This window comes from Pseudomonadota bacterium (assembly GCA_010028905.1).
GTDB lineage: Bacteria > Vulcanimicrobiota > Xenobia > RGZZ01 > RGZZ01 > RGZZ01.
In genome coordinates this window covers 1-8754 of record RGZZ01000197.1, presented here as the reverse complement: position 1 = coordinate 8754, position 8754 = coordinate 1, and the positions used below count along the sequence as shown (strand labels likewise).

The window sequence follows — 8754 nt, the reverse complement described above, 5'->3', positions numbered from 1 at the left end:
TGGTCGAGGTGCGCAACTACATGCGCTCGTCGTACGTGTCGAACCACTACAGCCAGAAGGTGATCAACTTCGATGACCTGGTGCTGCAGAGCCGCATCCGCAGCCGTCTCGCCGAGCGCGTGCCCGCCGCGCGCATGCTCATCGATGATCGGAACGCCGACTGTGTCGTGCGGGCTCGCTTCGTGGGAGACGAAGGGGCGATCACCGGCACGTTCATCGTGGTCGACGGGCAGGGTGTGGTTCTGGCCGAAGAGGCACGCAAGATCGACATGCCCTTCTTCACCGGTGACGACATGACGGCCGCGGCCATGAAGCGCGCATGCGAGATCATCGACAAGTCGATGGTGAAGCTGGCCGAGAAGCTCCCGCAGCCCCGGCCCTGAGCGCGCTTCGCTGTCGATTCGTTCACATCCCGGCAATGTACCGATGGGAACCATGTCGTGAGAAGGAGATGGGGAGGGAGAGATTCAACCAGAGGGGCCAGCATGAAAAGTCGCTTTCTTCTCTCGCACCTCGTCGCCCTCATCGCCCTCGTCACCCTGCTCTCAGGGTGCGGCGGTGGAACCTCCACGCAATCGGGTGTCCCGACATCGTCGGGCAGCAGCTCCGCAGCGGCGTCATCGGCCGTCGCGGAGACGAGTGCGCCTCCCGCCCTGCCCACGATGGCAGCGCGGTCGAGCACGGTCGCGCGCGGCGCGGCTGCAGCCGCCTCGTCCACCGCCACTGCAACCCTCGACCTGCCAGCCGGATGGAGCCTTGTCTCGTTCCCCTTCTCGCGCATCGAGGCCATCAGCGGTCTCACCCATCAGCTCTACACGTGGCGCGATGGGGCCTGGGCTGCGCTCGACGCGGCCGCTGAGCCTTCGGCTGTCGACGGGCGGCTGGGCTATCTCGTCTACCTCGAGGCCCCCGGGCGCGTGACCGTCTATGGAGAGCGGCAGACCGCCGACGAGGTGGCGGTACCGCTGCAGCAGGGCTGGAACCTGGTGGGCAATCCCTTCGATCTCGCGATCTCCTGGTCGTGGGCCACGGTGTCTGAGGGCGATGCGTCGCGCGCTGTCGAAGCGGCTGCTGACGGCGCTGACCCCCTGCTTCGCGCCTCGGCGTTCGGACTCGACAAGGGCGCTCCCTTTGTCGAGACGCTGAAGACGGCCCGCGTGGCCGCGAACGGCGCGCGCTGGGTGTTCGCGGTGCAGGCCTGCGATCTGAACCTGGTTGCCACCGCTGCCAGCGCATCGCGGAAGCGCACGGCCGCTGCCGGCCCCACGGGAACCGTGGTGGGCGTGGTCAGATCGTCCACGGGCGCGAACCTTCGCAACGCGCGCGTGAGCCTCGACTCCGGGCAGTCGACCACCTCGCTGTCTGACGGGTCTTTCGCGCTCTACAACGTGCCCGCCGGCACGCGCTCGGTCACCGTCTCGCTCAGCGGCTACACCACGGCGCGCGGCACCATCACGGTGTACGCCAACCAGACCCGTTCGGTGTACGTCCAGCTCACCTCCACGTCGCCCGGGCCCACCACGGGCACGCTCTATGTTCGCGCCTACACCTACTACTACGGGGGCGTGCGCTACTACGTCTCGAAGATCGAGGTGCAGGAGTACAACAACTACGCCAACCGCTGGTCGAACAGCTGGTACTACGACCTGGGCTACTCCTCGCAGGACCTCGCCTGCACCGGCGCCGTTGTGGGTCGTGGCTACACGGTTCGCGTCACGTGGAAGAACAGCAGCGGTTCGACGTTCACGAACCAGCACTACGTCACGTTCAGCAGCGCCGGCCAGACCGACTACGTCTACTCGCCCTAGCGGGTCATCGTCAGTGATGGCGATGCCCCCGCCTGTCGATGGCAGAGCGCCGTTCGAGGCGCTTCAGACGGCGCACAAGCGTCTTGCCGAGGCGCATGGCTTCGACGCCGAGGTGGTTTTCGTCGAGCCCGTCGCCACAGACGACGGGCCGTCGCGCTCGCTGCCGTGCGAAGGCTTCACGAGCGCGCTGCGCGGCCGTGCGCTGTGGCTGATCACGGGGGTGCACGGCGAAGAGCCCGCGGGGCCGAATGCGCTGGCCCAGCACGTCGATGCGCTTGGAGAGCTGGCGCGTACGGTTCCCCTGGTGGTGCTTCCACTGTGCAACCCCCTGGGGTATGTGCGCGGCTGGCGCTATCCGAACGCCCCGCGGGTCTCTGACGACCCGCCCGGCTGCAGCGTGGGTGACAGCGAGCATCTGCTCCTGTCTCGAGATGGTGGCGCTCGGGCACCCGCGCCCGTCTCGCCTCAGGCCGATGCCCTCACGCGCTGGGTGCTCTCGAAGGCGCGGGCGTGGCCTCCGGCGCTGGTCATCGACCTGCACGAGGATGACGGTCTCGATGAGGGCTACATCTACGCCCAGGGACCGTTGGGGGCCGGCGATCCGATTGCCGGGCTGGCGGTTGAGGCGCTGGTCGCGGGTGGTGTCTCCCTCTGCCTGGAAGGCGTTACCCGTTTCGGTGAGCCGATACGCAGCGGTGTGGTCGATGGGGCTGCCGATGGCTCGATCGACGAGCTCCTCGCCGCCAGGCGTATTCTTTTTGGAGGGGCGATCGTTCCCGGGCCAGCAGCCAGCAGCGTGATCGTGGTCGAGACCGGGGCCCGACAGATTCCTCTGGCTGAGCGGGTTCGGGGTCACCGGGCGCTTCTGGCAGCGCTGCCCCACATGTTCCCGCGGGTGCTGACCGGCCTGCCCTGAGGGCCTCTGTTCCTTGCAACGGGCGTCAGAGCAGCCGCAGCCCGGTCTCTGACTCGAGCTGTCGGGTGCGGTCGAGAGCCCGCCCTTCTTCTGCGAGCTCGGTTCGCTGTGCCTGCCGCGGGTCGTAGCGCGCGAGAACGGCGTCGACCAGCTGGCTTCCCGAGGTCCCTCTCACGTACTCTTGCAGGATGTGGTAGACGTTGTCCGGCCCAGGTCGTCGCATCACCCGATCGAGGAGGCTCGGCTCTCGTCGGCGCACAAACGTCTCTGTGAGGATGTGCTCCCCATCGCTCTCGGTGCGATAGCTCATGACGTAGATGGCGTCTGGACTTTCGGCGTTCTTGCCCAGTCGGCTGCCAAGATACATCTCAGCGGAGGTGTAACCGTCTGACGGCGCCACCGGCTGGTTGCTCGAAGCAGATCCGCCGTGTTGCGCGAGATCGGCAGAAAGGGCCTGGAAGCGGCGAAGCGCGGGGCCGGCGTCGGTGACGTATGGAGCAATCATCGGGCACCTCCAATGCTGTGACACGCATGCTAGCGTGCAGGCCTGAAAGGAGCCTGAAGCGCGTGAAGCTCAGCGATCGGTGGGGGGCGGCGCGGCGTTGCGCTGCAGCGTGGAGAGGCCTGTCAGAACAAGATCGAGGGTGTGCCGAAGACGCTCGATGGCCACCGTGATGCTGGGGTCGTCGGCCTTTTCGACCTCAATTGCGGCGGCAGCGACCCCGTGCATCGACAGGGTCGCCGCAGCGTCTCCCAGCTGGTGCGCCAGTCGTCGAGCGGTGTCGGTGGCGCCGGAGTCCACGGCAGCGCGCATGCGCTCTCCTCCGTCGTTCCAGCGCGAAACGAACTCGTGGAGCAGGTCGAACAAGAGCTGCTGGTTGCCAGAGAGGCGCATCAGTGCGTCGAGAAGGTCGACGCCAGGAAGCCCGTCGGAGCGGCTCCGGCTGGTTGACGTGACGGGCTCCGCAGATTGCGTGGAAGGCGCCGCAGAGACCGGCTTCATGATGCTCGCCAGGCATGACACAAGCTGCTCCGGATCGACAGGCTTGGTGAGGAACGCGTTCATCCCCGCCGCGAGGCACTTGTCTCGGTCTGATTTCAGGGCCTGCGCGGTGAGCGCGATGATGGGGAGATCGGCAAGCTGCGGGTTCAGGCGCACCTGTCGCGCTACCTCGTAGCCATCGAGGTCAGGCATCTGCACGTCGAGCAGAACCGCATCGACGTGCAACGCCGCGGACCCGAGGCTCTCGAGTGCGGCAGCACCAGACGACGCCACGTCGACACGCACCTCGAAGCCCTCGAGTATCTCGCGTACCACACGCTGGTTGATAGGGTTGTCTTCAACGACAAGCACGCGCAGACCCGCGATTGAAGGGCGGATGTTGCTTTCGTCCTGCGCGGGGAGCGCCGCGGCCTCGAAGGGAAGCGAGAACACGAACGTGCTTCCGAGTCCAGGCTCGCTCTCGAGGGACATGGCGCCTCCCATGAGGGTCACCAGGTGCTTGCAGATCGACAGCCCCAGGCCGGTTCCCCCGTATCGGCGCGTGATGGTCTCATTGGCCTGTGTGAACGCCAGGAAGATTCGCGTCTGCTGCGATGGCGTGATGCCGATCCCGGTGTCTCGCACCGAGAACGAGAGCCAGACGAGATCATCCTCGCGGCGGTGCACCTCCACCGAGGTCGCCACCTTCCCACGATCGGTGAACTTGAGCGCGTTGCTCGTGAGGTTCAGCAGAACCTGACCGATGCGCAATGGGTCACCCATGAGATGACGCGGAACGTCGGGTGAGACGCGGAATGTGATCTCGAGCCCTTTCTCCTTCGCCTTGAGGGCGACCACGTCAGACACGTTCGCAATGACGTCGCTCAGCGCGAAAGGGATGCGCTCCACGGTCATCTTTCCGGCCTCGATCTTTGAGACGTCGATGACATCGTTCACCAGCATGAGCAGGGTTCTCGAAGCAGATTGGATCTTCTGCAGGTAGTCTTGCTGACGGAGCGTGAGATCGGTCTGCAAGGCGAGATGGGTGAAGCCGGCGATGGCGTTGAGGGGGGTGCGAATCTCGTGGCTCATGTTGGCCAGGAACATGCTCTTCATGGCGTTGGCGTCTTCCGCGACGCGCTTGGCCGCGGCCAGCTCGTTCTCGGCTTCGTTGCGCTCGAAGATGATCAGCGCCTGGGTCATGCCCACCACGGTGAGGGCAGACATGTAGACCCAGAAGCTCAGCATGCCATTCTGACGCATGTCGTCGTGGAAGCAGCCTGAACCCGTCACCGCGCCCACGAGACCTTGTATCCCGGCCATCACCACCACCAGCTGAGCGCCGTGTCTTCCAAATCGCCAGGCCGCCCAGGTGACGAACAGGAAGATGATGGGGCTGAAGGCGCCAAGGGTGTTTTCGCTCGGTCCTGTTCCCATGAATATGACGTGGCCTGTGACGAGGGCAAGCCCGAAGCAGGCCGCGGTCTCGAACACCCGAGGGGAGGTGAGCCAGCCTCGGGGCATGCGTCGCCAGACGAGAACAAAGGGAGTCATCAGAAGGATGCCGAGAAGATCGCCTTGCCACCAGTCCACCAGCAGGCCGGCATAGGCCTCCTTGGGAACGATGTGACTCCAGAGAAGCGTTGTTGTGCAGATGAGGGCGCTCACCGACGCATTCAACGCCCCTCCCGCCGCAAGCAGCAGAAGGTCCCGGGGATGGGTGAGGTCGGGATGAAACCGACCGAGGCGTCTGATGAGCGCGACGCCACAGATTGCGGCCATAACCTTGCCCACGGCTTCGCTCAGGAGGCCAGCCACCCCGAGCTGCCCGCCCGATGAGTTGAAGATGCATCCGACGAAGAGCCCTGGCCACAGGTGTGGGTCGAGCAGCATCGCGGCAAACGCGACACCGCCGGAGGGCCATACGCGCACGGGCAGGGACCGCGATGCGAAAGCTGCTTCGGTCAGATATCCAAGTGCCGCGTATACAACAGCAAGGGCCCCCATGGCGGCAATGCGCCGAGGGCCCTCGCGTTGTGTTTGCGGCGTGGTCACGCCGAAATCGCGCCTACCGGGTCTTCGTCTTCGGGGGGGGCGAAGAACCCTTGGATTCCTTGGGCACGGGGATGAGGTACTGGTTCAGGCCACGGGGGCCATACATCCACAGAACCCGACCGTCGGCCGAGAGGCGCTGGGTGCCCATGGGCAGGTCAGCGAGTCCGACCACGGGGTGCACCTTGAAGCCGTCGGCTTCGTGGGCATAGAAGGTCGACATCTTGCCGGCCTTCACATCGAAGGTCGAGGCCACAACGGTCTTCCCGTCGGCCGACATGTAGGTGTACTCGAGATCGCGGCCGGCGGTGTCGATGGTCCAGCGCTTCGCTTTCGGCGTGTCGTAGACCGACAGGGCGTACGAGGTTCCCGTCTTGGCCCCGTACACCACGCGATTCTCGCCGGCCGCAAGATTCGTGTACCGCTCAGCAGTCGTCACCACCACTGACTTCTCACCGAAGCACGAGACGAGCATGTAGGGGGTCTCCGGACGGCCGTGCCCCACGAAGTACGCCTGCTCCGCCGAATGCCAGAGCGCTTGCTGCAACCCCTTGAAGGGCTTGAGGAAGGTGGTGATGTCGCGCACCTTGTGAATCGCGCCGAAGCCTCGTCCGGGAACGTCGATGCTCACAATGGCGTCGCTGGTCGAGACCTCGTCGGCATCCATGAAGTAGCCGATGGTGTGGAAGTGCCCCTTCTCGAACCAGGCGACCTCGGGCATGACGCGGAAGCTCGGCTCGCCGCGCTTGAACTTGAAGACGACCTGTGCGTCACCCTTGATGAGGTCGGCGCCGATGAAGCGCGTGCCGCGATCGGAGATGCACAGGGCCTTAGACCCGTCTGGAGAGATAGCTACTTGCGAAAGGTCGGCGGTCGGCATGAGTATCGTGGTCAGCTTCGGCTTTGCGCTGCCTGGGGTGAAGCGGAACACGCGCAGGCGCCAGACCTGCCCTTTGGCGATGAGCTGGGGATCGCGCTCCTTGTCGGTGAACACAACGACGTTGCCATCGGCCGACACGTTTGAGAGGCGGATGGCCCGGGTGCGCATGCCCATCGATGTGAGCTCTGGGGGGCTCACGCTGATGCCGGGCCCTGCCGCAGAGGCAGGCGCCGCATGTGCCCACCCGATCTGCAGGCAGCACCAGATGAGGGCGAGGGCGGTCAGTCTCACACAACGCATGGGGGTCTTGATTCCTTTGGAGCGTGATGGGGAGTCGATTCCTGGGGCACGCGAGGCGCCCCATGAGGTTTAGGGGAAAGCAGGATCAAGTCCTTCAAGCGATGGCCGCAGGACTGCCCTTGCACGCCCTCGCACGGAAAGAGATCGCCCCGAGGGGGGCTCGGGGCGATTGGGTCACTGTCGCATCACCCGTGTGGGCGGGTGGCGGTCTACTTACGCGCGACCTTCTGGGTGGCGCGCACGTCGAGGGCGGTGGGGAACCAGTCCCACATCATCTGCTTCTTGCCGTCGCAGATGAACGAGCCCTTGAACTTGGCGTGACCCACCGAGATGGAGGTGATCTTCAGGGAGGCCAGGTCCTTGACCTCACCCGCCTCTGGCTGGCCGTTGCCGTTGGCGTCGACCCACACCTTCAGGCTGTCGAGCTCCTTGCCCGTGAGGATGCCGTTGTGGTCGGTGTCGCGCAGGGCGAGCTTCTCGAAGCCGTTCTCGAAGCCGCCGTAGGTGCCGAAGAGGCACGACACGTCGATGGCGCCGTCGGCCTTCGGCTCGACGAGGAGGCCAGCCTTCGGACCGACCCACTCGACGAACACGTCGAGCCCGTTGCCGTTCATGTCGTAGCGGATGACGCGGCCCTGCATCTTCTTCTCCGCGTGAGGCAGCCACTGACCGCCCGAGGCGTCGAGAATCCCGGTGCCCGAGAGGTCGAGTACGATGGGGCTGACGGTCCACGACTCGTTGACGGTGTAGAGCAGGCGGTAGTTGTTTGTGTAGTAGTTCACCGTCGCGTAGGTGGTGTTCACGTTCGTGTTCACGTTGGTGTTGGTATTCGTGTTCACGTTTGTGTTCACGTTTGTGTTGGTGTTGGTGTTGACATTCGTGTTCGTGTTCGTGTTCACGCCCAGCACGATGTCGCCCGATCCGATGGTCTGGTACGAGGTCTGGTAAGAGGTCTGGTACGAGGTCTGGTACGAGGTGTCGTACGAGGTCTGGTACGAGGTCTGGTACGAGGTCTGCTGCGAGGTCTGCTGCGACGTGCTCGTGGAGGATCCGTCGTAATCCGTGCCTTGGTAGGCCCAGCTCGAGCTCGAGTGGTACGAGTAGGCCGCACATCGACCGCTCGAAGAGATGCCGTTGGGCGTTACCACATAACGGTATCCGGCATCGTCATATCCGCTCCAGTGGAGCGACGCGAACTCACCGGTTCCGCTCAAGACCGTCGTGCCCGCGTGCCCCGTATGTCGCGTATCGGTGATTGTGGCGTACACGGAGTAGTACGGGTCGTAATTGCGGCTCTCGCTGTACGAGTTGCTCGACGTGGAGTTCGACGAGGTGCTCGACGACGTGCTCGAGGTGGCACTGGTCGAGGTGCTCGATGAGGTGCTGCTCGAGGCCGAGCTGGTCGAGCTGCTCGATGTGGTGGTGGTGTTCACCGTGCCGCTGCCGGCGGCGCCCGCCCAGGCGCTGGTCGGGGTGAGGAGGCAGGCGGCCACCAGGCTTGCGCTGAGAAGCTTCGTGAAGTTCATGTGTCGACAGGCTCCCTCTGGCTGTGATCTGCTTGACTGACATCAGCCTATCATGTCTTCGTGCGTGGCACAATCAGGTAGCGGTTAGGGTTTGACAACAATCGTCGGGCACCCGCGAGAACGAGGAACGCCCCCCGCTCACGCGAGGGGCGCCCTTCGTGGTCAGATGACCGTGGCGATGGTCTACTTGCGGGCGACCTTCTGGGTGGCGCGCACGTCGAGGGCGGTGGGGAACCAGTCCCACATCATCTGCTTCTTGCCGTCGCAGATGAACGAGCCCTTGAACTTGG

Annotated in this window: 8 protein-coding genes; 4 read left to right on the top strand and 4 right to left on the bottom strand. The window is 64.7% G+C overall.

Annotated features, from left to right (window positions below):
- The 3 genes from EB084_13865 to EB084_13855 form a co-directional block, all read left to right on the top strand.
- A partial coding sequence (locus EB084_13865) for a hypothetical protein (GenBank protein NDD29344.1) occupies positions 1-383 on the top strand: 383 nt, incomplete at its 5' end.
- 102 nt (positions 384-485) lie between these two features.
- Entirely contained in the window at positions 486-1808 is a 1323-nt protein-coding gene (locus EB084_13860; GenBank protein ID NDD29343.1) for a carboxypeptidase regulatory-like domain-containing protein, read from the top strand.
- 22 nt (positions 1809-1830) lie between these two features.
- Positions 1831-2724, top strand: coding sequence for a hypothetical protein (locus EB084_13855; GenBank protein ID NDD29342.1), 894 nt, complete (start codon positions 1831-1833; stop codon positions 2722-2724).
- A 25-nt stretch (positions 2725-2749) separates the two neighbouring features.
- On the opposite strand, the gene EB084_13850 is transcribed toward EB084_13855, so the two are convergent.
- From EB084_13850 to EB084_13835, 4 genes are all read right to left on the bottom strand, one after another.
- Positions 2750-3229, bottom strand: coding sequence for a hypothetical protein (locus EB084_13850; protein ID NDD29341.1), 480 nt, complete (start codon positions 3227-3229; stop codon positions 2750-2752).
- A gap of 69 nt (positions 3230-3298) precedes the next feature.
- Positions 3299-5713: a response regulator gene (locus EB084_13845; protein ID NDD29340.1), complete on the bottom strand. Its 2415-nt coding sequence runs from the start codon at positions 5711-5713 to the stop codon at positions 3299-3301.
- A gap of 61 nt (positions 5714-5774) precedes the next feature.
- Positions 5775-6938, bottom strand: a complete 1164-nt coding sequence (locus EB084_13840; GenBank protein ID NDD29339.1) for a hypothetical protein — start codon at positions 6936-6938, stop codon at positions 5775-5777.
- A gap of 209 nt (positions 6939-7147) precedes the next feature.
- Positions 7148-8152, bottom strand: a complete 1005-nt coding sequence (locus EB084_13835) for a hypothetical protein (GenBank protein ID NDD29338.1) — start codon at positions 8150-8152, stop codon at positions 7148-7150.
- A gap of 73 nt (positions 8153-8225) precedes the next feature.
- Between EB084_13835 and EB084_13830 the strand changes: the two genes are divergently transcribed.
- Positions 8226-8504, top strand: a complete 279-nt coding sequence (locus EB084_13830; protein NDD29337.1) for a hypothetical protein — start codon at positions 8226-8228, stop codon at positions 8502-8504.
- Positions 8505-8754: the final 250 nt, after the last annotated feature.